Here is a 24,568-nt window from a genome sequence, read left to right as displayed (position 1 = left end):
GGAGAGAGTGTCGGCTACTTCCGCCCTAAGTCCCTAGCAACCCCGCCGCCCCGTGGCCAGAATGGACGAGACAGCTCCTGCCGTATCCAGGAAAGGACAGCCGCCGTGCCGCACCAAACGCCCACCTCGGCCCCGGGGAACGAGCGCCTGCGCGTCTTCATCCTCGACGACCACGAGCTCGTGCGCCGGGGGCTCCAGGAGCTCCTCGAGGGAGAAGGGTTCGAGGTGGTCGGTACCTCCGGAACCGCCGCCGAGGCCACGCGCCGCATTCCTGCACTCAAGCCGGACGTCTCGGTGCTGGACGTGCGGCTTCCCGACGGGACCGGGATCGAGGTGTGCCGGGACGTCCATTCCGTGGACCCGACCCTCGCGTGCGTGATGCTCACGAGCTACGACGACGACCAGTCCCTCCGCGGGGCGATCCTCGCCGGGGCGAGCGGCTACGTCCTGAAAGAGATCCGCGGGACCGAGCTCGTCACCGCGCTGCGCCGCGCGGCCCACGGCGCGTCCCTCTTTGACCCCGCCGTGAAGGCCAAGGCGCTCGAAGGGCTCAGGCCCCAGGAGGAAGTGCTCGACCCGCGCCTCGAGCTCCTCAGCCCGCAGGAGCGCCGCGTCCTGGCACTCATCGGCGAGGGCATGACCAACCGGGAGATCGGCGAGAAGCTGTTCCTGGCCGAGAAGACCGTCAAGAACTACGTCTCGTCCCTCCTGGCCAAGCTCGGCTTCGAGCGGCGGACCCAGGCCGCGCTCTTCGTGGCCCGCAACGCGCCCCACTTCTACTGAGCGCATCGCCCGGCTCGCTCAGCTGAGGACGACCGTCACAGGGACAGCCCAGCACAGCCGCGTACCGCCGTCCTCCGCCGGACCGACCTCGAAGTGGCCGCCCAGGGCCTCAGCGCGCTCGGCCACGTTCTTCAGCCCGCTGCGCCGCGTCGTGTCCCCGAGCCCGTGGCCGTCGTCGGCCACGACGAGCTCGAACTCGCCGTCGGCCACGGTGGCCGTGACCCAGAGGGAGTCCGCGTGGGCGTGCCGGACCACGTTGGAGACCCCCTCGGTGAGGACGGCGAGTGCCTGGTCGGCCACCGCCGGCGGTACGGCCGTGTCGATCGGCCCGAGCAGCTCCACCCGGGGCGTGGTGGGCAGCTCCCCCGTCACCTCCTGGACCACCCGGACGAGGCGGGCACTCAGGCTGTCGCCCGACTTCGCCTCGTTGAGGGAGTAGATCGTGTTGCGCAGCGCGGCGATGGTCTCGTCCAGCTCGCCGGTGATCGAGTCGATCTTCTCTGCCGCCCGCTCGCCGTCCGGTCCCGGGGCGCAGAACCGCCGCAGCCCCTGCAGGCTCAGCCCCGCCGCGAAGAGCCGCTGGATCACCACGTCGTGGAGGTCCCGCGCGATCCGGTCGCGGTCGGTGAACACGAGCAGTTCCTCGCGCTGGCGGTGCTGCCGGGCCACCTGCAGCGCCAGCGAGGCGTAGGAGCAGAACACGGGCGCCATCTCGATGTCCACCGGGGCGAACGCCGGCTCCCCGTCCACGCGCCCGATCACCACGGCGCCGGCGTCCTGCCCGGGCTGGCCGCAGGGCACGACGAGGGCGTACCGCACCAGGGTGCCGGGGCCGAACACCTCGGGCCCGGGAAGCTCGAGCGTCTCGCCCGTGATCGAGACCTTGGCCGCGAGCGCGATCGCCGTGGCCCGCGCCGTCTCGTCGAAGCACTCCTTGCGGGAGCCCGCGACGGCCCGCCACTCGTGCCCCATCCCGGTGGACCGGGCCCGGGCGATGCCCGCGACCTGGGCGTCGGCGATGGCCACAGTCTGCTCGGCGATGAAGCCGCTGCCCGTCGTGAGGTCCTCGAGACCGAACAGCCTGCCCGCCACGTCCATGCTCGCCTCGCGCCAGCGCTGCCGCCGGCCGATGTCCGCGAAGAGCCGGGCGTTCTCGATCGCGACGCCGGCCGCGGCGGCGAGCGCCACCACGAGGTCCTCGTCCTCGGCGTTGAAGTCCTCGCCGTCGGCCTTCTCGGTCAGGTACAGGTTCCCGAATACCTCGTCGCGGACCCGGATCGGGACGCCGAGGAACGTCCGCATGGGAGGGTGCTCCGGGGGGAAGCCAAGGGAGTCCGCGTGGGCGCCGAGGTCGTGGAGGCGCAACGGGTGCGGATCGTGGATGAGGAGCCCGAGCACGCCGTGGCCGGTGGGCGCCGTCCCGATCCGCTGAACGGTCTCGTCGTCCATGCCGACCGTGAGGAAGTGGGTCAGGGCGGTCCCGTCGGAACCGATCACGCCGAGGGCCGCGTACTTGGCCCCCACAAGGTCCCGCGCGGACCTCACCACGCGGTCCAGGACGGCCTCGAGGGTGAGGTCCTCGGCGATGGAGACGACCGCTGCGAGAAGCCCCCGCATCCGTTCCTGGGTCTCGAGCAGCTCGTGGGCCCTTGAGACGAACTGACGGAGCAGGTCTTCGATCCGGCTCGCCGCGCTCCCAGGCAAGATTGATGCATCATCCATGGAAAGCTTCCACCGCCCCTCCCCCCACGCTCAGTATGCACGCGTGGATGCCGGCCCACCACCCTTGTGGCCCCGCATTCTGGACGCCCTCGGGACCAAAGACTCTCGCGCTCGCCGGGGGCGCGCCAGCAGAATCTGTGAGGAGCGGCATCGCCCGTCCCTCACCGCGACCGATGACCAGGAGCGCCCATGTCACACGCCCGTCAGGCCCTCGTCGTGCATCCGGCCGCGCCGGACATGACCGAGGCGCAGCGAACGGCCCTCAGCGAGTGCATTGACGCGGCGCTCGCCTGCAGCCAGGCCTGCACGACCGGTGCGGACAGCTGCCTCGAGGAGCCCGGGGTGGGCCACTTGACGCAGGTGATCCGGGCGCAGCTGAACTGTGCGGCGATCTGTTCCGCGTCCGCGCAGATCCTCTCCCGCTTCGGCTCGGACTTCGGCCCCACGCCGGCGTCCGTGCTGCGCGCGCTCGACGACGTGAGCGCACTGTGCGAGGACGTGTGCCGCGTGTACGCGGGCGCCTACCCGCACTGCCGGGTCACGGCCGACTCCTGCACCCGCGTCCGCGCGGCCGCCACGGCCATGCTCGCGCTGGACTGAGCCACGTGAGCGCGCCCGCCCGCCCGGGCACGGAGCTCGTGGTGGCGTTCGACGACGTCGGCATCGCCGACGTCCCGCGGGTCGGCGGGAAGAACGCCTCGCTCGGCGAGCTCACCCGGCACCTGGCCTCCGTGGGCGTGGCCGTCCCCGAGGGCTTCGCCACCACCGCGGACGCCTACCGCCTCTACCTCGACGCCGCGGGCATCCGTCCCACGATGGCCTCGCTGCTGACCGCATTCCGCGCGGGGCAGCCTGGTCTCAAGGCGACCGGCGCAGCCATCCGCGAACTCTTCCTCTCGGCTACCCTCCCGGAGACGCTCGCGACGGCGGTCGGCGCCGCCTACCGCGACCTCGCCGGCCGCGTGGGCCAGGAGCGGCCCGCCGTGGCGGTGCGCAGCAGTGCGACCGCGGAGGACCTGCCTGAGGCCAGCTTCGCGGGCCAGCAGGAGACCTTCCTCAACGTCTCCGGAGAGGACGAGCTGCTGGACGCGTGCCGCAGGTGCTTCGCCTCGCTGTTCACGGACCGGGCGATCACGTACCGCGAGCTGCACGGGATGGACCACCTTGACGTGGCGCTCTCGATCGGGGTGCAGCGCATGGTCCGTTCCGACCTCGCCGGCTCGGGCGTGATGTTCTCCCTCGACACAGAGTCCGGGTTCCCGCGCATGGTGGAGATCAGCGCCGCGTGGGGGCTGGGCGAGACGGTGGTTCAGGGTACTGTGAACCCGGACTCGTACGAGGTGTTCTCCCCGCTCGTGGCCGATCCGGGCCTGCGGCCGATCATCGGACGGACCGCCGGGGCCAAGGAGCACAAGCTCGTCTTCGCCCCCGGCGGCTCGGGGACGGTCCTGCTCGAGACCTCGGAGGCGGAGCGCGCCGCCTTCGTGCTCGACGACTCCGAGGTCCTCACGCTGGCACGCTGGGCCACCGCCGTGGCCGAGCACTACGGCCGGCCGATGGACATGGAGTGGGCCAAGGACGGCGAGACGGGCGAGCTCTTCATGGTCCAGGCCCGGCCGGAGACCGTGCAGGCCAAGCTCGGCGCGGGGACGCTGCGGGTGCACCGCCTCGACGGGACCGGGCCCGTCCTGGCCCGGGGCGCCGCGATCGGGGACGCCATCGCCGTGGGCGAGGCGTGCGTCATCGCGGACCCGTCCCAGATCGCAGGGTTCCGGGACGGCTCCGTGCTCGTCACCACCATGACCGATCCCGACTGGGTGCCCATCATGAAACGGGCCTCCGGCATCGTCACCGACCACGGTGGGCCCACGAGCCACGCGGCGATCGTGAGCCGGGAGCTCGGAGTCCCGGCCGTGGTGGGCACCGTGGACGGCACCTCGGCGATCGCCGACGGCGCGCCCATCACCGTCTCGTGCGCCCAGGGCGCCGAGGGCCTCGTGCTGGGCGGCAGGATTCCATTCACGGTGGAGGAGGCCGACGTCGGCGCCCTCCCCGCGACCCGCACGCACGTCATGGTGAACCTCGCCGACCCGTCCGCCGCCTTCCGCTGGTGGCGGCTCCCGGTGGCGGGCGTGGGGCTCGCGCGGATGGAATTCATCATCTCGAACCTCATCCGCGTCCACCCGATGGCGCTCGTGCACCCCGAGAAGGTCGCCGATGCCGGCGAGCGCGAGGAGATCGCGGCGCTGACCCGGGGGTACCGGGACCCGACGGAGTACTTCGTGGACCGGCTCGCGACCGGCATCGCGAAGATCGCGGCACCGTTCCATCCCGGCCCCGCGATCGTGCGGCTGAGCGACTTCAAGACCAACGAGTACGCGAACCTCCTCGGCGGGGCCGCGTTCGAGGAGGCCGAGGAGAACCCGATGCTCGGCTTCCGCGGGGCGTCGCGCTATCACGACGAGCGCTACCGGGAGGGGTTCGCGCTGGAGTGCCGGGCCCTGAAGAAGGCGCGCGAGGAGCTCGGGTTCGCCAACGTCGTCGTCATGGTCCCGTTCTGCCGGACCCCCGCGGAGGCCGACGCCGTCCTTTCCGCCATGGCGGAGCACGGCCTCGCGCGGGGCGAGAACGGGCTCAAGGTCTACATGATGTGCGAGATCCCCTCCAACGTAGTCCTCGCCGAGAAGTTCGCGGCCCGCTTCGACGGGTTCTCGATCGGCTCCAATGACCTCACCCAGCTCGTCCTCGGCGTGGACCGGGACTCCGCGCGCCTGGCGGCGCAGTTCGATGAGCGGGACGAGGCCGTCACCACGATGATCGCCGAGGCCATCCGCAAGGCGCACGCCGGCGGCATCCCGATCGGGATCTGCGGCCAGGGCCCCAGCAACCATCCGGACTTCGCGGAGTTCCTCGTCGGCGAGGGCATCGACTCGATCTCCCTCAATCCGGACAGCGTCCTGCGCACCGTCCCGATCATCGCGGCGGCCGAGGCCCGGCACGGCGGCCCGGGGGCAGGCCCCGGGCGCCAGGACGCGCAGCCGAACTAGCGGCGCCCTCCACCCACCAGTCTCCCCGTTTCGGGTACGCATCTCGTCGCCTTTTCCGGCTTTCGGGTACGCGTTGCCCGTCACCGGGGCCAACCGCAGGCGGCGGAGCCAGGGTCATGGGGGCCTTGGGTCCGCCGCCTGATCCATGCGACCCCCGCGTCACACGAGAGGTGACCCCGGATCCCCTAGGACCTGACCCCGGATCCCCCAGGACCTGACCCCGGGTCAGCCGAGACGTGACCCCGGGTCCCCCAGGACCTGACCCCGGGTCAGCAGGACGTGACCCCGGGTCAGCTGAGACATGACCCCGGGTTAGGTGAGACATGACCCCGGGTTAGGTGAGACGTGACCCCGGGGCACAGGAAGGTGGCCCCGCACCGCACAGACAGGCTGTGCGGCGCGGGGCCACCAGTTTCAGGCGGCGGTCCCAGCTGCTTGAGGCCGCTACCCGGACGCCAGGTCTCAGCCGCGCGTGACCTGGATCTTGGACGACGGCGGCGTCGGCGGCGTCGTGGGCACGGGCACCCGGACCTCGAGCACGCCGTCCTTGTAGGAGGCCGTGACCGAGTCGGCAGTCGCACCCTCGGGCAGGGGCAGGGTCCGGGAGAACGAGCCGTAGCGGAACTCACTGCGGTAGGAGCCCTTCGACTTCTCCTCGGACTTCTCCTCGCGGTGCGCGCTGATGTGGAGGGCACCGTCGGAGACGCTCACGTCGACGTCCTTCTCGGGGTCGATGCCCGGAAGCTCGGCCCGGACCACGAGCGAATCGCCGTCGCGCACCTCCTCGACCTTGATGGCTGCGCCCTGGCCGGCATCGCCCTCGAAGAGCCTCTCGATGAGCTCGAACGGCGTGCGGCGCGAGTCGAACCATCGGGTCAGTTCAGTCATCTCTGCTCACCTTCCTCCCTCGGCGGGGCTCCTTGCGGTCCCGCCGGAACCAGCCTCCCTCGCACCCGCGAAGGCCGGAAGGGCCTATGGTCCCCCCTGGGGCTAACCGGTGTTCCGCAGTCCCGCGGCCACGCCGTTGATGGTGATGAGCAGCGCCCGCTGCAGCTTCTCCGCGGTCCCCGGCCCCGCGCCGTCGTGCTCCCGGTCCGCCTCCTCGCCGGACGCCCCGGCCCGGAGCCGCCGCAGCAGCTCGACCTGCAGGTAGCTGATCGGGTCGAGGTACTGGTCCCGGATCTCGAGCGTCCGCTTGAGGGTCGGGGAGGCATCGAGCAGCTCCGACTCCCCCGTGAGCCGGCGCACCTCGGCGACGGTGAGCTCGAACTCGGCGCGGATCGCGTCGAAGAACCGGTGCAGGGCGGGCGGGACGAGCGTGGAGACGTAGTGCGAGGCGATCTCGAGGTCGGTCTTGGCCAGGGTCATCTCGACGTTGGAGATCACCGAGGCGAAGATCGGCCAGCGCGCGTACATCTCGCGCAGCTCGCGGTCCTTGCCCGCCTCCCGGGCCGCCCGCAGCCCGGAGCCGACGCCGAACCAGCCCGGGACGATCTGCCGCGACTGGGTCCAGCCGAACACCCAGGTGATGGCGCGCATGCCCTCGAGCCCGGGCAGCCCGTCCGAGGCAGGCTCGGCCTCCGGCCGGCGCGCCGGACGGGACCCGATGTTGAGCCGGCCGATCAGCTCCACCGGGGTCGAGGCCAGGAAGTAGGCGGGCAGGTCCGGATCGTCGATGAGCGTGCGGTACCGGGCGAACGCCGCGTCCGAGACCAGGTCCATGAGGGCGCTGAAGCGCTCGCGGTCGCTCAGGGCCGTGTGGGGGTCCCGGTGCAGCGCGGTGGCGCGCATGACGGCGGCGAGCGAGAGCTCGAGGCTCTCCCGCGCGAGGCCGGGCAGCGAGTACTTGTCGGAGATGACCTCGCCCTGCTCGGTGAACTTGATCTCGCCCTCGAGGACCCCGTTCGGCTGGGCCATGATGGCCTCGTACGTGGGCCCCCCGCCGCGGCCCACCGAGCCGCCCCGGCCGTGGAACAGCCGCAGCCGCACCCCGTGGCGCGCGGCGACGTCGCGCAGGTTCCGCTGGGCCTTGTGGATCTCCCACTGGCTCGTGAAGACGCCGGACTCCATGTTCGAGTCCGAGTAGCCGAGCATGACCTCCTGCACGTCCCCGCGCAGCCGGACGAGCTCGCGGTACGCCGGCTCGGACAGCAGCCCGTCCACGATCTCCGCCGCGTTGCGGAGCTCCTCGAGCGACTCGAGCAGCGGAGCGAACCCGATGTGCGAGTACGGCTCGTCCCCGAACAGGCGCACGAGCCCGGCCTCGCGGGCCAGGAGCGCGGCGGCCAAAACGTCGTCCGGGCCGCGGGTCACCGAGACGATGTACGTCTCGATGACGTCCGGGCCAAGGAGCCTGCGGGCCTGCCGGATGACGCGCATCGTCTCGTAGATCCTGCCGGCGTGCCCTGGCAGGACCACCGGGTGGCCGGAGAGCGGCCGCCGCGAGCCGAGCTCACGCCCCAGCACGCGCTGGCGCTCCGGACGCGGCAGCTCGAGGAACGGCCGGGGCAGCTCCCCGAGGGGGTCGAGCAGGAGCCCCACGGCCTCGTGGTGGTAGTCGGCGTGCTCGCGGATGTCGAGCGTGGCGAGGTGGAGCCCGAACGAGGCGAGGATGCGGCGGGCGGTGCCCAGCGCGCCGTCGGCCGCGAGCGGCGAGTGCGAGCGCAGGGAGCGCTCGACGACGTCGAGGTCCGCGGCGAGCTGGCCGGCGTTGACGTAGTCGCGGCCAGCCTCGTGGGGGGCGCCGGAGGCGACGCGGCGGCCGGTGTTGAGCAGCTTGGCCTTGATGCACGTCAGCTTGAGCCGGTAGGGCTCGTGGGCGTTGAGCTCGAGGACGCGGGGGTCGAGGGAGGGGAGCCGGTCCAGGTCCTCGCGGATCGACTCCTCGAGCTCGGGCCCCACGTGGGTGAGGTCGGTCGAGTTCGACAGGGAGCTGATGAGCTCGTCGACCACGCCAACGGCGATCCGCACCGCGGTCTGGTTCTGCAGCCCCAGGATCTCCCGGGTCACCTCGGGGGTCACGTTCGGGTTGCCGTCCCGGTCCCCGCCGATCCAGGAGCCGAACCGCAGCGGCACGCGGCCCGGCGGGAGCGTGACCCCGTGCTCGGCGAGGAGGTCGGCGAGCTCGTCGAGGACCGCGGGCAGCGCGCCGGTGAGGATCTCGCCCAGGTAGTACACCGCGTTGCGGGCCTCGTCGAGGGGTGCCGGGCTCACGAGGCGGACCTCGTCGGTCTGCCACATTTGGTCGATGATCTCCGCGAGGCGCCGGTCCTGCCGGCGGCGCAGCGCCGAGCCCTCGGCGGCGGGCACCTCGAGGATGCGGTCGATCGCCCGCAGCTTGTCCAGCACCGAGCGGCGCGTGGCCTCCGTGGGATGGGCGGTGAAGACCGGGCGGACGTCGAGGGAGTCCACCGTCTGCTGGAGGGCCTCGGCGCCGGCCTGCTCGGCGATGTCCCGGACCGCGGCGGCCAGCCACCCGGCGTCGTCCGGCCTCTCCCCCAGCTCCCGCACCCGGTGCAGCTGCTCGGCCGCGTTCGCCAGGTGGAAGTAGAAGGCGAAGGCGCGCACGAGCTCGGTCGCCTGCTCGAGCGGCAGGGAGGCGAGCAGCTCGCGGACCTGCGCGGCGACGTCGGCCGCGTTCCACGGGCCGAGCGCCCCGGCCCCGCCGCGTGCGGCCTCCTTCGACTCCTTGGTCAGCAGCCGCACCTCCTCGACGAGGCGCAGGAGCCCCGGGCCGTGCTGGCGGACGAGGGACTCGCCGAGCAGCGTCGAGACGCGCCGGACGTCGGCGCGCAGCTCCGCGGCTGGGGCGGCGTCCTCGGGCGGCGTGGCCGCGGGATCTGGGGCGTCGGCAGACGCGGGCATGGCACTCCAGAGGCTAGGTTTCCAGCGCGAGGATACCCTTGAAAGGTGATGAAATCCCCCTTGCCCGTGCGCGACGGCGTCAACGCGACGCGCCTGCGCCTGCCGGCCGAGGGGCCCTGGGGGACGGCGCTGGACTACATGCTCCACCGTTGGGGCCACATCGACCCCGAGGGGATCCTGGCGAGGTTCGACGGCGGGGAGATCGTCGGGATGGACGGCTCGCCCCTGCACCGGGGTACCCCGCTCGAGGAGCACACGTTCATCTGGTACTACCGCACGCTGCCCCCGGAGGAGCGCCTGCCGGTGGAGATCTCCGTGCTGCACCGCGACGAGCACCTGCTCGTGGCGGACAAGCCGCACTTCCTCCCCACGACCCCGGGCGGCGCCTACATCCAGGAGTCCGCGCTAGTGCGGCTGCGCAACGCCCTCGACCTGCCCGACCTCATCCCCATGCACCGCCTGGACCGCATGACCGCCGGGGTGCTGCTGTTCTCGGTGAATCCGGCCACCCGCGGGAAGTACCAGGTCCTCTTCGAGCGCCGGGCCGTGCGCAAGGAGTACGAGTGCGTGAGCGCGCTGGACCCCTCCGGCTCTGGCGCCGGAGCGCACGACGCCGGGTGGGCGGCCGAGCGGTTCGCCGCACCCGTCGTGGTGCGCAACCGCATGGAGAAGCGGCGCGACTACCTCCTGGCCTCGGTGGTGGACGGCCAACCCAACGCTGAGACCCGTGTGAGCCTGGAGCGCGTGGGCGGCCCGGCGGACGCGCCGCGGGCCCTGTTCCGGCTCGAGCCGCACACCGGCAAGACCCACCAGCTGCGCGTGCATCTGGCCGGGCTCGGGGCCGGGATCATGCACGATCCGTTCTACCCGGTGCTGCTGGACCAGGCCCCGGACGACTACGCGCGCCCCCTCCAGCTCCTCGCGCGCGGGATCCGGTTCCGGGACCCCCTCACCGGTCGTGACACCGAGTTCCGCAGCCGGCTCTCCCTGCAGGAAGCCCCTGCCTGAGCCCGCAGCCCGGTCCCGGAAGGCGCACACTGGTGGCATGCAGATCGACATCGTCGAAGGCGACATCACCACGCGCCGGGTCGACGCGATCGTCAACGCCGCCAACTCCTCCCTGCTCGGCGGAGGGGGCGTGGACGGGGCGATCCACCGGGCCGCGGGCCCTGAGCTCCTCGAGGCGTGCCGCGACCTCCGCCAGACGCGGCTGCCCGGTGGCCTGCCCGTGGGCGAGGCCGTGGCGACCCCGGGGTTCCGGCTGCCGGCGTCCTGGGTGATCCACACCGTCGGCCCGAACTGGCACGCGGGCCAGCGGGACCCCGCGCTGCTGGCCTCGTGCTTCTCCGAGAGCCTCGCGGTGGCCCGCAAGCTCGGTGCGGCTTCCGTCGCGTTCCCCGCGATCTCGGCGGGGATCTACGGCTGGGACCGGGACGTCGTGGCCTCCACCGCCATCGAGGCCGTCCGGGCCGCGGACCCCGGGACCGTGGAGCGGGTCGAGTTCGTGCTGTTCGGCGCGACGACGGCCGCGGCATTCGCCGCCGCGCTGCACCGGGCGGGCTGACGGGCACCACGACACAACTCAGGGTCGGATCGGGCTCTCAGCGGCCGGATTGGGCCGCGAGTTGTGTCGATCTGCCCGGCTACACCGGGATCCAGGCCCCGCGGCGGCGGCGGAGCACCTGGAGCCGGCCGGTGGTGGCGACGTCCTCGACTGCGTCCTGCAGGACCAGGGCCGCCCGGCGTGCGGCCGCGACCTCGGCCTCGTCGTTCTCCGCCTCGACGAGGAACCGCAGCGTGATCTGCGGAACCCCGCGGACCACGTCGATCTGGTGGGCCTCGACGTGGTGGAGGGAGCCGAGGGCCTCGCGGGCGGCGTCCATGACCCGCTCCGGCGGCTGGCCGGGGCGCAGGCCCGTGATCTGGAGGACGGCGCGGTAGCTGGGCATGGGGCCCACCGTACCGAAGCCCGAGGGTGTCCGCCGACGGGGATCTGCGGAACACTGGATCCGTGAGGACCCGCCCGTTGCCCTGCCCCCGGCCCGCGGCGGGGGCGCGTCCGGCGCGGGCGCCGCGGTGAACGCCTGGGGCGCCCTGCTCCTCGGCCTCGTGCCGGTCGTGGCCGCGGACGTGTTCTTCCCCCTGGTCCCCGCCGAGGTCGCGGTCGCAACGGCCGGCTCGCTCGCCGCCGAGGGCCACGTGGACTTCACCTCCGTGGTGGTCCTCTCGGCGCTCGGCTCCTGGGTGGGCGACGTGGCGATGTACCTGCTCGTCAAACACAGCCTGAGCCCGTTCGTGGACCGGTGGCGCTGGGGCCGGCGGCTGCACGCGGGCACCCACGAGGCGCTGGACCAGCTCGGCCGGCTGGGGGCCTTCGTCGCCATCGCGGGCACCCGGTTCCTCCCCGGCGGCCGCCTCGCCTCCACGGCCGCGGCGGGGATGTCCCAGATCGCGTCCCGCGGGTTCCTCATCGGGGACGCGATCGGCGGGCTGCTCTGGTCGGTGTGGATGGCGGGCGTCGGCTTCGTGACGAACACGACGACGGACCTGCCGTTCTGGGCGTCCGCCCTCGTCAGCGCCGGCGCGAGCTTCCTCCTGGCCTCCGCCTTCGCGGCCGTCCTCGCCCGGCGTCGGCGGCGGCGTGGCGCGGACGGCGCAGCGGTCAGCCGAACAGGTCGGCGGCCTTCATAAGCGTCGTCGCGACCCCGTAGAGGAGCGGCAGGCCGACGAGGATCCAGCCGAGGGCAAGGCGTGCGGTCTTCATGTCAGTTCTCCTGGGCGGTGCGGGCCGGGACGGGCTCGGCCTCATGGAATCGTGCGTCGACGGGCTTGATGAGCAGGTTCGCCACGAACCCGACGACGAGCAGGCCCACCATGATCAGCAGCGCGGGCTGGTAGGCCGCCGCGGTGAGCTTGCCGGGCGTGCCCTGGGCGTCGAGCACGCCGTTGACGATCAGCGGCCCCACCACCCCGGCGGCGGACCAGGCCGTGAGGAGGCGCCCGTGGATGGCGCCCACCTCGAGGGTCCCGAAGAGGTCCCGCAGGTACGCGGGCGCCGTGGAGAACCCGCCGCCGTAGAACGAGATGATGACGAACGCGAAGAGCACGAACAGGGCGGTGGATGTGTGCCCGGCGAAGGCCAGCAGCACGTAGAGCACGGCCCCCACGCCGAGATAGCCCATGTACATGCGCTTGCGGCCGATCGCGTCCGAGGTCGCGGACCAGACGAAGCGGCCCGCCATGTTGCCGATCGACAGCAGCCCCACAAACCCCCCGGCCACGGACGCCGCGACGAGCGACTTCCCTCCCGGCTGCCGGAAGAAGTCCTGGATCATCGGTGCGGCCTGCTCGAGGATGCCGATCCCGGCCGAGACGTTGCAGAACAGGGCCGTCCAGAGGAGCCAGAACTGGGGGGTCCTGATCGCGTTCGAGGCGCGGACGTTGGCCGTGGTGATGAGCGCATGGGTGCGCACCGAGGCCGGGTCGAAGCCCGCGGGAGCCCACCCGGGCGGCGGGACCTTGATGGTGAACGCGCCGAAGAGCATGTACGCGAAGTAGACCACGGCGAGCGTGAGGAACAGCTTGCCCACAGCGTCGCCGCTCGCGACCCCGCCGGGTGCCGCGGAGGCCGGGTCGTAGGCATTCAGCAGCGCGGTCGAGAGCGGGCTCGCGATGAGCGCGCCTCCGCCGAACCCCATGATGGCCAGGCCGGTCGCGAGGCCGGGGCGGTCCGGGAACCACTTGATGAGGGTCGAGACGGGCGAGATGTAGCCGATCCCGAGGCCGATCCCGCCGATCACCCCATACCCGAGGTAGACCAGCCACAGCTGGCGGGTGAAGATGCCAGCCGCGCCCACGAGGAAGCCGCCCGCCCAGAACACCGCGGCCACGACCATGGCCTTGCGCGGACCGTTGCGGTCCACCCAGGTGCCCATGATCGCCGCCGAGAGGCCGAGCATCACGATCGCCACCGAGAAGATGACCCCGATCTCCGTCAGGCTCGCCCCGAAGTGCTTCACGAGCGCGGTCTTGTACACGCTCGTGGCGTACGCCTGGCCGATGCACAGGTGCACCGCGAGCGCCGCGGGTGGGATGAGCCACCGGTTGAATCCTTCTCGGGCAACGCTGTGCTCGCGGTCGAGCCACGCCATCGGGTCCTCCTGTCCGCGACCGGCGGGGCCGGCCGTTCCACGCACACGCTAATCCTCCGCGAGTGGCTTTCGTCACTTTTGCGCCGAGCGGTAGCTGCGGTGCGACGAACGGCTCGGCCGCCGCGCGCCGTCGTGCGCCGTCGTGCGCCGATATCCTTGGACCGTGACCCTGACCGACTCCCTGCTCGGCTTCGCCGCGATCGCTGCGCTCATCACCGTCATCCCCGGCACGGACACGGCGCTCGTGCTGCGCTACACGCTCAGCCAGGGCCGCCGGCATGCGTACACCGCCGCGCTCGGCATGATCACGGGCGCGTTCGTGTGGGGCGCGGCCGCGGCCACGGGCGTCTCGGCCCTGCTCGCCGTCTCGGAGGCCGCATACGACGTGCTGCGCATTGCCGGCGCGGCGTACATGGTGTGGCTCGGCATCGGCCTGTGGCGGGCCTCGCTCGCGCGGCGCGACGGCGAGCTGCCGCCCGGCGCGCTGCCCCACCACAGCCTGGAGCCGCTGCGGAAGGCGTGGGCGAAGGGCCTCGTCTCCAACCTGCTCAATCCCAAGTACGGCATGTTCTGCGTCGCCGTCATCCCCCAGTTCCTCGTCCCCGGGGTGCCGCCGGTGGCCATGGGGCTGATGCTCTCGGTCGTGGCGAACGCGGAGGCGCTCATCTGGTTCCTCGCGATCGTGGCGGCCGCGCAGTTCTTCGGGCGCTGGCTGAACGGGGCGACGTTCCGGAAGTGGATCGACCGGGTGACCGGCACGGTGCTGGGCGCGTTCGGCGTGGTGGCCGTCCTGGAGCTGCGCCGCGCCTGAGCGGGAATACGCGGCCCCGCCGTGGCATTGTCGTGGGCATGACTGACTCCCCCGCCGTCGACCCCCAGCTCGCGCGCTGGCAGCGCTTCCGCGAGAACCGGAACAAGGCCCTCGCCGCCGAGCACGGCTGGCTCACGCTAACCTCGTTCCAGTGGCTCGAGTCCACGCCGTCGCCGGTCGAGGTGGTCCCGGGGCTGTGGTCCGTCGCCACCGAAGGCGGACGCACGACGGCGGTGCTCACCGCGGGCGCCGACCAGGGCCTGGTCTTCGCGGACTCGGGCGACCCCGTGGACGGCACGTACACCGCGGAGCTCGCGGACGAGGAGTCGCTGGACTGGGTGCTGTACGGCACGGTCCTGGTCGAGCTGGCGGTGCGCGGGGACCGGTACGCGATCCGCACGCGGGACTCCGCCTCCCCCACCCTGACCGGGTTCACCGGGGTGCCCGTGTTCGACTACGCCCCCGAGTGGGTCATCGACGCGCGCTGGGAGCCGTACCCCGAGCCCCGCGACGTGCCGATCGCCACGGCGAACCCGCTCGTGGACGGGGTGCACCGCTCGGCCGGCGAGGTGGTCTTCCGCCGGCACGGCCACGAGTACCGGCTCCAGGCCGAGCAGGGCAGCCTGGGCGGGCTGACCATCACGTTCCACGACGAGACCAACGGCCGGACCACCGACGACTGGCGCAAGGTCGAGACCCCGCGGCCCCGCCCCGACGGGTCCGTGGTGCTCGACTTCAACCGGGCGATCAACTACCCGAGCGCGTTCACGGCGTACGGCACCTGCCCCATGCCGGTGCGCGGGAACTCGCTGGACCTCGCCGTCGAGGCCGGGGAGAAGACGCCTGAATCCGCCTGACCGGGCGGACGCGACTCCGCAAGCCCGCGGACGTGGCTCCTCAACGGGATTCGGAGGATGGAGGGTCAGGCGATGGCCGAGACGCCGGTGATGTCGCGGCCGGCGATGAGCGCGTTGACCTCGTAGGTGCCCTCGTACGTGAAGATCGCCTCGGCGTCGGCGAAGACCTTGGCCATCGCGTAGTCGGCGAGGATGCCGTTCCCGCCCAGGATCCCGCGGCCGAGCGCCACGGTCTCGCGCATCCGCGCGGTCGCCCACGCCTTCGCGAGCGCAACGCGGGCCATGGTGGCCCGGCCCTCGGACTGGAGGGCGGCGAGCTCGGCGAGCATGGCCATCGAGGCGGTCGCGTTGCCGAGCATCGTCACGAGCTGCCCCTGGACCATCTGGAACTTGGCGAGCGGGCGGCCGAACTGCTCCCGCTCGAGGGCGTAGGCCCTGGCCACGTCGAACGCCGCGAGCTGCTGCCCCACAGCCTGCCAGGCGACGAGCAGGCGGGAGCCCAGGAGCATGGTGCGGGCGTCGTCGAACGAGGAGACCCGTGCGAAGCGGTCGGCCTCGGGCACCCGCACGCCGTCGAAGACGAGGTCCGCGTTCTGCACGGTCCGCAGCGCGGTCTTGTGCTCGATCCGCGTGCGCGTGAGCCCGGGCGCGGTCCCGGGCACGATGAAGGCACGCACGGCACCCTCCGAGGGTCCGCCGGCCTCACGGGCCCACACGAGGAGATGGTCGGCGAAGGTGCCGTTGCCGATCCAGCGCTTCGCGCCGTCGAGCACCCAGGAGTCCCCGTCGCGGCGGGCCGAGAGGGTCAGCCCGCCGGCGACATCGGACCCGTGCCCCGGCTCGGTCAGCGCGAAGGCGCCGGTGGTGCGCAGCGAGACGGCGTCGTCGAGGTAGCGGGCGCGCTGCTCGGCCGTCCCGAACTCGTACAGGCCCTCGACGAAGAGGTCATGGTGGACCATGAAGAAGGTCGCCATCGAGGTATCGGCCCGCGTGAGCTCGGCGATGACCAGCCCGGTGAACAGCCGCGAGTAGCCGTGCCGGTGCGGGGTGGAGAGCCCCAGTGCCGCGAGCCGGGGCAGCACGTGGTGCGGGAACTCCTCCCGCTCCCACCAGCCCACGGCGTGCGGGGCGATCTCCGCGGCGGTGAACTCGCGCAGCTCGGCGAGCTTGGCCCGCTCGCGGGGCTCGAGGCGCCGCTCGAGATCGTAGTAGTCCGCGGCGGGCAGCTCCCCGGCGCGCGGGGCGCCGGGGGCCAGGGCGGTCACTTGGGGGCCATCCGGATGGCGCCGTCGAGGCGGATGGTCTCCCCGTTGAGCATCGCGTTGTCCACGATGTGCGCCACGAGGTTGGCGTACTCGGCCGGCCGGCCGAGCCGCGCGGGGTGCGGGACCTGCGCCCCGAGCGAGGCCTGGGCCTCCTGGGACAGTCCGGCCATCATGGGCGTTTCGAAGATGCCCGGCGCGATGGTCACGACCCGGATGAGCGAGCGGGCGAGCTCCCGGGCGATCGGCAGGGTCATCGCGTGCACGCCGCCCTTGGACGCTGAGTAGGCGGGCTGGCCGATCTGCCCGTCGAACGCGGCCACCGAGGCCGTGTTGACGATCACCCCGCGCTCGGGGCCGCCGAGCTCGGTCGCGACGGGCTCGGTGGCGGCCATCGCCTCGGCCGCGAGCCGGATCACGTTGAACGTGCCGATGAGGTTCACGCGGACCACCCGCTCGAACTGCTCGAGCGGCAGCACGCCCTCGCGCCCGAGGACCTTGCCCGGTGTCGCGATTCCCGCGCAGTTCACCACGACCCGCAGCGGGGCGAGCTCTCCCGCACGCACGACGGCGGCCCTCACCTGGGCCTCGTCGGTCACGTCCGCGGGGGCGAAGGCGGCGTGGTCCCCGAGCTCGGCGGCGAGGGCCTCGCCCGCACTGCCGGGCAGGTCGACGAGCAGCACGGCGGCGCCCTCGGCGTGCAGCCGCCGTGCCGTCGCGGCGCCCAGGCCGGATGCCCCTCCCGTGATCAGCGCTGCCGTCCCCTGAAGCTCCATGGACCCTCCCAGTTAATCGCCGCTAACTGGGAGCATCCTAGCCCATGCCTGTGACCGGGGTCACGGCGCTCGCGCCGCTAGGGTGGGGCCATGGATCCGACCACGTGGGCGGAGCGCGCCCAAGCCGCTGCAGAGAGCGTCAACGGGGGCTTCGGCCATCGCGTCCTCGGCGCGGTCCCTGGCACCTGGATCGCCTCGGTGGCCCGGCCGTCCCAGCGGGTCAGGGCTCCGTGGGCGCCGTGGCACTACTGGTGGCAGGCCCATTACCTGGACTGCCTCGTGGACGCGGCGGAGCGCCGGCGCACCGAGAGCGGAGGGGAGACGCGGGAGCTCGCCCTCGCCCGGGACCTCCTGGCTGGCATCCGCGTCCGCAACGGGCTCCGGTACCGGAACTGGTTCTACGACGACATGGCCTGGCTCGCGCTCGCCGCGGACCGGCTCGGCCGCCTGCAGGACCAGCAGGGAGGGGCCGGCGGCACCTTCCCCGCCGCCGGCGCCGCTGTGCGGGAGCTCGCGCGCGAGCTCGCCTCCGCCGACACGGACGACCTCGGCGGCGGGCTCTTCTGGAACACGCGCCGGCGCTACAAGAACACCGCCTCCACCGGCCCCGGCGCACTGTTCTTCGCCCGCACGGGCGAGCGCGGCCGCGCGCAGCGCCTCGTCGACTGGCTCGACGCGAGGCTCCTCGATCCGGACCAGGGCCTCTACCTCGACGGCCTCAACCTCACGGCGGACGGGTCGGGCGAGCTCGTGCGGGATGTCTGGACGTACAACCAGGGCCCCGTCCTCGGGGCGCTCCTCGAGCTCGGCGGCGCCGACAACCTCGCCTGCGCGGACGCCCTCGTGGAGGCGGTGGCGGAGCACCTCACCGTCGAGGTGGCGCACGACGGCGGCCGGGGCCGCGCGCTGCGGGACGACGGCGGCGGGGACGGCGGCCTCTTCATGGGCATCCTCGCCCGCTACCTAGCGCTGGCGGCCTGCGACCCGCGCCTGCCGCACGCCGCGCGGAGCACCGCCCGCGGGCTCGTCACCGCCACGGCCGAGGCCCTGTGGGCGGGCGCCGAACTGCGGGCGCGGCAGCACCGGAGCCCCGGGGGCGGTGCCTGGTGGACGTTCCCGCAGCGCCCCGGGGAGGCGGCGCGGGACGCGTACCCCGCCGGCAGCCGTGTGGAGCTGTCCACCCAGCTGCAGGCCTGGATGGTCCTCGAGGGCGCCTACAGAGTCACATCCGGGGATTAGCGAAGCTCGAGGTTGCGTAATTGACGTGAGATGCGTCACATTATGGGGAGAAACGGCGGCACCTTAGGTGTGGCTAACCTACAGTCGATCGTGACGTCACCCGACGACGCCAGCCGGCGGCGCCGTCGACCACCGCTCCTGTGACCCCACGAAAGGGAAGCTTTCGATGAAGCTCCGACCCCGCGCCCTCGCTGGCCTCGCCCTGGTCGCCGCGACCTCGCTCGGCCTCGCCGCCTGCGGATCCTCGGCCCCCGGCACATCCTCGGCCTCCGGCGACAAGGGCACCATCACGGTCTACAACGCCCAGCACGAGTCCCTCACGAAGGAGTGGATCGACGCGTTCACGGCGGAGACCGGCATCAAGGTCAACTACCGCCAGGGCGACGACACCGAGATGTCGAACCAGATCATCCAGGAGGGGCCCGCCTCCCCCGCGGACGTCTTCCTGACCGAGAACTCCCCCGCGATGACCCAGGTGGAGAATGCGGGCCTCTTCGCGGACATCGACCCGGCCACCGCCGCGCAGGTCCCCGCCGAGTACCGGCCCTCCACCAACAAGTGGATCGGCATCGCGGCGCGCTCCACGGTGTTCGCCTACAACAAGTCCAAGGTCTCCCAGGACAAGCTGCCCAAGTCCCTCATGGACCTCCAGAACCCCGAGTGGAAGGGCCGCTGGGCCGCCTCGCCCTCCGGCGCGGACTTCCAGGCCATCGTCTCCGCCATGCTCCAGCTCAAGGGCGAGGACGCCACGAAGGCCTGGCTCCAGGCGCTCAAGGACGGCGCCAAGACCTACAAGGGCAACTCGACCGCGATGAAGGCCGTCAACAGCGGCGAAGTGGACGGCGCTGTCATCTACCACTACTACTGGTTCGGCGACCAGGCCAAGACGGGCGAGAACTCCAAGAACGTCGGCCTCGAGTACTTCAAGAACCAGGACCCGGGCGCCTTCGTCTCCGTCTCCGGCGGCGGCGTGCTCAAGTCATCCAAGAACCAGGCCGCCGCGCAGGAGTTCCTCAAGTTCATCACCGGCAAGAAGGGCCAGGAGGTCCTGCAGAAGGGCGCCTCCTACGAGTACGCCGTGGGCTCCGGCGTTCCGTCCAATGACAAGCTCGTGCCCCTCGACCAGCTCCAGGCGCCCAAGATCGACCCGGCCAAGCTCAACTCGCAGAAGGTCAACGACCTCATGACCGCAACAGGACTCCTCTAGACCTTGGAATCCGCTCCAGCCACCGCCCTCGCCGTCGCCGGTCTCCCGGTGCCGGGCGAGGCGACCCCGACGGCGGGCGAGGGCAAGCGCCCCCGCCCGCCCTTCGGCGTCGTCCTCGCCGCCTGCCTCGTCGCCGCTGCGTCGCTGATCCCGCTCGGGTTCGTGGCGTTCATGACCGTCACCACCGGCTGGGACACCGCCACGGAGCTCATCTTCCGGGGGCGCACGTTCGAGCTGCTCGGCAACACGCTCCTGCTCACGCTCATCACCGTGCCGCTGTGCATCGTGCTCGGGGTGGGCGGGGCGTGGCTCGTGGAGCGGACCGCGCTGCGGGCCCACCGGGTCTGGGCTGTGGCCCTGGCGGCGCCGCTGGCGATCCCCGCGTTCGTGAACTCCTACGCGTGGGTCTCCGCGGTGCCGCGGCTCGAGGGCCTCTTCTCCGGCGTCCTCATCGCCACTCTCTCCTACTACCCGCTCGTGTACATCCCCGCGGCTGCCACGCTCTCCCGCCTGGACCCGGCGATCGAGCAGTCGGCCGCCTCGCTGGGGCTCGGCGCGTGGCGGACGTTCTTCCGCGTGGTGCTGCCGCAGCTGCGGATCGCGGTCTCCGGCGGGGCGCTGCTCGTGGCGCTGCACCTGCTCGCCGAGTACGGCGCCTTCGCGATGATCCGCTTCGACACGTTCACCACGGCGATCATGGAGCAGTACCAGTCCACCTTCAACGGCGCCGCGGGCACCATGCTCGCCTCCGTCCTCGTCACCGTCTGCCTCGTGCTGCTCGTGGCCGAGGCGCGGGCGCGCGGCAACGCCCGCTACGCGCGCATCGGCTCCGGCGCCCAGGCCACCCCCACGCGGCTCGCCCTCGGGACCTGGCAGCTTCCCGCGCAGCTGGCGCTGCTCGCCCTCGCGGTCCTCGCCGTGGGGGTCCCGCTGTGGATGAGCGTCACGTGGGCGGCCCAGGGCGGAGCGGACATCTGGCAGACCTCGGACCTCGCGGGCGCGCTCGGCTCGAGCCTGTGGCTCGGGCTGCTCGGCGCCATCGTCACCACCGTGGTGGCCTTTCCCCTCGCGTTCCTCGCCGTCCGGTTCCCGGGCTGGCTCTCGCGCGGCCTCGAGCTGTCCAACTACGTCACGAGCTCGATGCCGGGGATCGTCCTCGCGCTCGCCTTCGTCACGGTCGCGCTGCGGGTCATCCCGGGCGTCTACCAGACCACGGGCCTGCTCGTGGCCGCCTACGTGCTGCTCTTCCTCCCGCGCGCCCTCGTGAACCTGCGGGCCGGCCTTGCGCAGGCGCCCAAGGAGCTCGAGGAGGCCGCCCAGGCCCTCGGGAAGCCGCCGCTGCTCGCGTTCGTGCGCGTCACCCTGCGGCTTGTGGCCCCGGCGGCGGCCGGCGGCGCAGCGCTCGTGTTCCTCGCCGTCGTCAACGAGCTGACGGCCACCCTGCTCCTCTCCCCGTTGGGCACCAAGACGCTCGCCACCGAGTTCTGGGCCCTGACGAGCGAGATCGACTACGTCAGCGCGGCGCCGTACGCACTCGTGATGATCGCGCTCTCCGCCCCGATGACGTACCTGTTGTTCCAGCAGTCCAAGAAAGCAGCCGGACAGTGACCGAACAGAACCCCACGCCCACCGCGGCGGCCCGCTTCCCCAGCCCGCGGGTGGCCCCGCAGATCGCCCAGACGGCGGACCACCACCTCGACATCGAGGAGGTCACCAAGGACTTCGGGCGCCAGCAGGTGCTCAAGGGCATCAACCTCTCCGTGGCCCGGGGCGGGACCACCGCGATCGTGGGCCCGAGCGGCTCGGGCAAGACCACCCTCCTGCGCCTCATCGCCGGGTTCGAGGCCCCGGACACGGGCCGGATCCTCATGGACGGCAAGGAGGTCGCCGGCAGCACCTGGGTGCCCGCGCACCGGCGCAACATCGGCTACGTCGCGCAGGACGGCGCCCTGTTCCCGCACCTGTCGGTCGGGCAGAACGTCGCGTTCGGCCTGGACCGGGAGAAGTTCCGGGGCCGCAAGGCGGTCCAGGAGCGGGTCGACGAGCTGCTGGACATGGTGGCCCTCGACCCCGCCTACGCCAAGCGCCGCCCCCACCAGCTCTCCGGCGGGCAGCAGCAGCGGATCGCCCTCGCCCGGGCCATGGCGTGCGAGCCCGAGGTCATGCTCCTGGACGAGCCGTTCTCCGCGCTCGACGCCGGCCTCCGGGTCGCGACGCGCCGCGCGATCGGCAGGGTCCTGCACCAGGCGGGGGTCACCACCATCCTCGTCACGCACGACCAGGCCGAGGCCCTCTCCTTCGCCGACCAGGTCGCCGTGATGCGCGGCGGCCGGCTCGCCCAGATCGGCAACCCGTTCGTCGTCTACACCCGCCCCGCGGACCGCGCCACGGCCGAGTTCCTCGGCGACGCCGTCATCCTCGACGCCTGGCTCGAGGGCTCCCTCGCGATGTGCTCCCTCGGCGCGATCCCCGTGCGCCGCCCGCCCGCGCAGGGCCGCGTGCAGATCATGCTGCGGCCCGAGCAGATCCGCATCGCCGCGGACTCCCGCATCCACGGCACCGTGCTCGACTGGGACTACTTCGGCCCCGAGTCCTCCGTGCGCATCAAGCTGCCCGAGCGGCCCGCGGACCCGCGCATCCCCGGCGGCGGCGAGATCATCACCATCCGCCATTGGAACGCCGCCATGGCCCGGGCCGGGATGGACCTCGCCCTGAAGGTCATCGGCGAGGGCGTGGCCTTCCCCATCGACTGACCCTCCTCCGCGCCTCCCGCGGCCTGCGGTTTCGGGTACGCATCTCGTCGCCCTTCCGCCGTTCCGGGTGCGCATCTCGTCGCCGTTCCGCCGTTCCGTGTACGACGGCGACCGCCCGCCTCCCGCGGGCGGCCCACCCGAGGCGAGCCGGCGGCGTCGTGCGCGGGACTACGCTGAACGCATGGCCGACGACGTCACCTCCGCCACCCGCTGGGTCCGCAGCTCCGCCCTCACCCGGTACCGCCTCGCCCCCAACCCCGGGCCCATGAGCCTGGACGGGACCAACTCCTACGTGATCGCGGCGCCCGGCTCGGACTCGGTCGTGGTCGTGGACCCGGGCCCCCTCGATGCCGAGCACCTGGCCGAACTGGCGGGCGCCGGGCGGGTCGAACTCGTGGTCCTCACGCACCACCACCCGGACCACACGGAGGCTGCCGAGGAGTTCCACCGCATGACCGGGGCCCCGGTGCGCGCACGCGACGCCGCGCTGTGCCTCGGCGCGGACCCGCTCGACGACGGCGAGCGCCTCGAGGCGGCCGGGGTGCGGATCGAGGTCCTCGCCACCCCGGGCCACACCGCGGACTCGATCTGCCTGGCGCTCCCCGACGACGGCGAGCACGGCGCGGTGCTCACGGGCGATACGATCCTGGGCCGCGGCACAACGGTGATCGTGTTCCCCGACGGGCGGCTCGGCGACTACCTCGCGACCCTCCGCCGGCTCGAGGCCCTGGGCTCGGCCACGGTCCTGCCCGCCCACGGGCCGGTGCTCCCCGACCTCGCGGGGATCGCGCGCGCCTACCTCGCCCACCGCGAGGAGCGGCTCGACCAGGTGCGGGCGGCCCTCGCGGACCTGGGCGCGGACGCGACGGTCGCCCAGGTGACCGACGCCGTGTACGCGGACATCGAGCCCAGCGTGCGCCGCGCCGCCGAGAACTCGGTCGCCGCGCAGCTGGACTACCTGCGCGGGTAGCCCGCGGGAGCCCGGACTGGCTCAGAACAGGCCGGGCGCCTCAGAACAGGCTGAACTGCGAGAACTCGCCGGTGGCCGGGCCGATGTCCGCCCGGACCTCGTCCACCCGGCCGGGCGCCTCGTCGGACCGGAGCCAGGCCAGCAGCGCCTCGACATCCTCGCGCGCCCCCTCGGCGACCACCTCGACCGTCCCGTCGGCGTGGTTCCCGGCCGAGCCCACGAGGCCGAGCCGCTCCGCCTGTCCGAGGGTCCGGAACCGGAACCCGACCCCCTGCACCATCCCGGAGACCGTGGCGCTGAGCCGGGCCTCGGGGGCCTCAGGGGTGCCGGACTGGCTGCGCGGGCTGCGGCGCCGGAAGATCGACATGCCTCAAGTGTCCGCCGCGGCACGGGACGCCGCCAGCGCGGCGGGGCCCCTGGCGCCGTCCGGCGTCCGGAGCGCGTCCACCCACAGCACCGCCGCGAGCACGATCGCCCCGAGCGAGAAGGACGCGGCAACGTCCGTGAGCCAGTGGCGGCCCAAGTAGAGGTCGCTCGCGGCCACGGCCAGGACGAGCAGCGCCGCGGCCAGGGCGGCGAGGGGCAGGCCGCGCGTGCTGACGCGGCGCGAGTAGACCAGGTACAGGCCCACGAACAGCAAGGTGGCGGCACCGGCCGTGTGCGCGGAGGGGAACGCCGGGCCGTCGCTGCCCCCGACCGCCTCGAACCATGCCGGGGGCCGCGACCGCCCCACCCAGTAGCGGGCGCCGGCGACGAGGAGAAGGTTGGCGAGCGAGGCGCCCGCGAGCAGGGCGGGGCGCCACAGCTCGCGCCGCCACACCGCCCAGACGGCGGCGACGGCGACCGACGCCGCCAGGACCACGGGCGGTCCGGTGGCCGCGCTGAGGGCGTCCGCGACGGCCGTCGCAGGACCGCTGCGGTGCGCCGCGAGCCCGTCCAGCACCGGCCAGTCGAGGTCCGCGATGCTCCAGCTCCCCGCCACCGATTCGAGCAGCCATCCGAAGACGACCAGGCCCGCCGCCGCCAGCGCGGCGGCCACGGCGCGCAGGGCGGAAGCGGTGACCTTGAGCATCCTCCAAGTGTTGCGCGGCCGCGTGGGAGATGACCGGGAGGAAGCTCGGCGGGG

The 24,568-nt window shown here is 72.8% G+C and carries 23 protein-coding genes; 13 read left to right on the top strand and 10 right to left on the bottom strand.

Annotated features, from left to right (window positions below):
- The first annotated feature begins 105 nt into the window (after window positions 1–105).
- Entirely contained in the window at window positions 106–783 is a 678-nt protein-coding gene (locus SA2016_RS02930) for a response regulator (protein ID WP_066495097.1), read from the top strand.
- 18 nt (window positions 784–801) lie between these two features.
- On the opposite strand, the gene SA2016_RS02925 is transcribed toward SA2016_RS02930, so the two are convergent.
- On the bottom strand, window positions 802–2,505 hold the full coding sequence (locus SA2016_RS02925; RefSeq protein ID WP_084249249.1) for a GAF domain-containing sensor histidine kinase: 1,704 nt from the start codon (window positions 2,503–2,505) through the stop codon (window positions 802–804).
- Between the two features lie 189 nt (window positions 2,506–2,694).
- Here SA2016_RS02925 and SA2016_RS02920 point away from each other — a divergent pair, with 189 nt between their 5' ends.
- Together SA2016_RS02920 and ppsA are read left to right on the top strand one after the other, a co-directional pair.
- Window positions 2,695–3,105, top strand: coding sequence for a four-helix bundle copper-binding protein (locus tag SA2016_RS02920; protein WP_066495093.1), 411 nt, complete (start codon window positions 2,695–2,697; stop codon window positions 3,103–3,105).
- Between the two features lie 5 nt (window positions 3,106–3,110).
- Window positions 3,111–5,552, top strand: coding sequence for a phosphoenolpyruvate synthase (gene ppsA / locus SA2016_RS02915; RefSeq protein ID WP_066495090.1), 2,442 nt, complete (start codon window positions 3,111–3,113; stop codon window positions 5,550–5,552).
- Window positions 5,553–6,014: 462 nt separating this feature from the next.
- Here ppsA and SA2016_RS02910 read toward each other — a convergent pair whose 3' ends face one another.
- Both SA2016_RS02910 and ppc read right to left on the bottom strand, forming a co-directional pair.
- Window positions 6,015–6,440: an Hsp20/alpha crystallin family protein gene (locus SA2016_RS02910; RefSeq protein WP_066495087.1), complete on the bottom strand. Its 426-nt coding sequence runs from the start codon at window positions 6,438–6,440 to the stop codon at window positions 6,015–6,017.
- A gap of 102 nt (window positions 6,441–6,542) precedes the next feature.
- Window positions 6,543–9,416 (bottom strand): phosphoenolpyruvate carboxylase, encoded by a 2,874-nt coding sequence (ppc, locus tag SA2016_RS02905; RefSeq protein WP_066495084.1) that lies wholly within the window; start codon window positions 9,414–9,416, stop codon window positions 6,543–6,545.
- A gap of 48 nt (window positions 9,417–9,464) precedes the next feature.
- On the opposite strand from ppc, the gene SA2016_RS02900 reads away from it, so the two are divergent.
- Together SA2016_RS02900 and SA2016_RS02895 are read left to right on the top strand one after the other, a co-directional pair.
- On the top strand, window positions 9,465–10,424 hold the full coding sequence (locus SA2016_RS02900; RefSeq protein WP_066495082.1) for a pseudouridine synthase: 960 nt from the start codon (window positions 9,465–9,467) through the stop codon (window positions 10,422–10,424).
- A gap of 37 nt (window positions 10,425–10,461) precedes the next feature.
- A complete protein-coding gene (locus SA2016_RS02895; protein ID WP_066495081.1) occupies window positions 10,462–10,980 on the top strand; it encodes an O-acetyl-ADP-ribose deacetylase in 519 nt (172 codons plus the stop codon).
- Between the two features lie 79 nt (window positions 10,981–11,059).
- Here the strand turns inward: SA2016_RS02895 and SA2016_RS02890 are convergent, their stop codons facing one another.
- Window positions 11,060–11,365 (bottom strand): hypothetical protein, encoded by a 306-nt coding sequence (locus SA2016_RS02890; protein ID WP_066495079.1) that lies wholly within the window; start codon window positions 11,363–11,365, stop codon window positions 11,060–11,062.
- A gap of 127 nt (window positions 11,366–11,492) precedes the next feature.
- Here SA2016_RS02890 and SA2016_RS02885 point away from each other — a divergent pair, with 127 nt between their 5' ends.
- Window positions 11,493–12,107, top strand: a complete 615-nt coding sequence (locus SA2016_RS02885) for a DedA family protein (protein WP_169803037.1) — start codon at window positions 11,493–11,495, stop codon at window positions 12,105–12,107.
- On the opposite strand, the gene SA2016_RS22700 is transcribed toward SA2016_RS02885, so the two are convergent.
- A complete protein-coding gene (locus SA2016_RS22700; RefSeq protein ID WP_442758771.1) occupies window positions 12,079–12,180 on the bottom strand; it encodes an MFS transporter small subunit in 102 nt (33 codons plus the stop codon). The genes SA2016_RS02885 and SA2016_RS22700 overlap by 29 nt on opposite strands.
- 1 nt (window position 12,181) lies before the next feature.
- On the bottom strand, window positions 12,182–13,567 hold the full coding sequence (locus SA2016_RS02880; protein ID WP_066495075.1) for an OFA family MFS transporter: 1,386 nt from the start codon (window positions 13,565–13,567) through the stop codon (window positions 12,182–12,184).
- A 163-nt stretch (window positions 13,568–13,730) separates the two neighbouring features.
- Here SA2016_RS02880 and SA2016_RS02875 point away from each other — a divergent pair, with 163 nt between their 5' ends.
- Complete coding sequence (locus SA2016_RS02875; protein WP_066495069.1) at window positions 13,731–14,378, top strand: LysE family translocator; 648 nt, start codon at window positions 13,731–13,733, stop codon at window positions 14,376–14,378.
- A gap of 38 nt (window positions 14,379–14,416) precedes the next feature.
- A complete protein-coding gene (locus SA2016_RS02870) occupies window positions 14,417–15,235 on the top strand; it encodes a DUF1684 domain-containing protein (protein WP_066501899.1) in 819 nt (272 codons plus the stop codon).
- Between the two features lie 65 nt (window positions 15,236–15,300).
- Here the strand turns inward: SA2016_RS02870 and SA2016_RS02865 are convergent, their stop codons facing one another.
- Together SA2016_RS02865 and SA2016_RS02860 are read right to left on the bottom strand one after the other, a co-directional pair.
- Window positions 15,301–16,500, bottom strand: a complete 1,200-nt coding sequence (locus tag SA2016_RS02865) for an acyl-CoA dehydrogenase family protein (protein ID WP_084249248.1) — start codon at window positions 16,498–16,500, stop codon at window positions 15,301–15,303.
- Window positions 16,497–17,273 carry an SDR family NAD(P)-dependent oxidoreductase gene (locus SA2016_RS02860; protein WP_066495067.1) on the bottom strand — a complete coding sequence of 259 codons (777 nt, stop codon included), beginning with the start codon at window positions 17,271–17,273 and terminating at the stop codon, window positions 16,497–16,499. The genes SA2016_RS02865 and SA2016_RS02860 overlap by 4 nt, the downstream gene beginning before the upstream one ends.
- A gap of 90 nt (window positions 17,274–17,363) precedes the next feature.
- On the opposite strand from SA2016_RS02860, the gene SA2016_RS02855 reads away from it, so the two are divergent.
- The 5 genes from SA2016_RS02855 (at window position 17,364) to SA2016_RS02835 (ending at window position 23,442) form a co-directional block, all read left to right on the top strand.
- Window positions 17,364–18,512, top strand: a complete 1,149-nt coding sequence (locus SA2016_RS02855) for a glycoside hydrolase family 76 protein (protein ID WP_066495065.1) — start codon at window positions 17,364–17,366, stop codon at window positions 18,510–18,512.
- Window positions 18,513–18,678: 166 nt separating this feature from the next.
- Entirely contained in the window at window positions 18,679–19,719 is a 1,041-nt protein-coding gene (locus SA2016_RS02850) for an iron ABC transporter substrate-binding protein (RefSeq protein ID WP_066495063.1), read from the top strand.
- A 3-nt stretch (window positions 19,720–19,722) separates the two neighbouring features.
- Window positions 19,723–21,327 carry an ABC transporter permease gene (locus SA2016_RS02845; RefSeq protein ID WP_371326647.1) on the top strand — a complete coding sequence of 535 codons (1,605 nt, stop codon included), beginning with the start codon at window positions 19,723–19,725 and terminating at the stop codon, window positions 21,325–21,327.
- Window positions 21,324–22,472 (top strand): ABC transporter ATP-binding protein, encoded by a 1,149-nt coding sequence (locus tag SA2016_RS02840; protein ID WP_174835378.1) that lies wholly within the window; start codon window positions 21,324–21,326, stop codon window positions 22,470–22,472. Before SA2016_RS02845 ends, SA2016_RS02840 begins: the two co-directional genes overlap by 4 nt.
- Window positions 22,473–22,653: 181 nt before the next feature.
- Window positions 22,654–23,442, top strand: coding sequence for an MBL fold metallo-hydrolase (locus SA2016_RS02835; RefSeq protein WP_066495059.1), 789 nt, complete (start codon window positions 22,654–22,656; stop codon window positions 23,440–23,442).
- Window positions 23,443–23,482: 40 nt separating this feature from the next.
- Here the strand turns inward: SA2016_RS02835 and SA2016_RS02830 are convergent, their stop codons facing one another.
- Both SA2016_RS02830 and SA2016_RS02825 read right to left on the bottom strand, forming a co-directional pair.
- Window positions 23,483–23,809, bottom strand: a complete 327-nt coding sequence (locus SA2016_RS02830) for an acylphosphatase (protein WP_084249247.1) — start codon at window positions 23,807–23,809, stop codon at window positions 23,483–23,485.
- 3 nt (window positions 23,810–23,812) lie between these two features.
- Window positions 23,813–24,514 (bottom strand): phosphatase PAP2 family protein, encoded by a 702-nt coding sequence (locus SA2016_RS02825; protein ID WP_066495056.1) that lies wholly within the window; start codon window positions 24,512–24,514, stop codon window positions 23,813–23,815.
- Between the last annotated feature and the right edge of the window lie 54 nt (window positions 24,515–24,568).

This window comes from Sinomonas atrocyanea, from assembly GCF_001577305.1.
Taxonomy (GTDB): Bacteria; Actinomycetota; Actinomycetes; order Actinomycetales; family Micrococcaceae; genus Sinomonas; species Sinomonas atrocyanea.
Note: the sequence above shows the minus strand (reverse complement) of the source record. Positions and strands in the feature narration are given on the sequence as shown.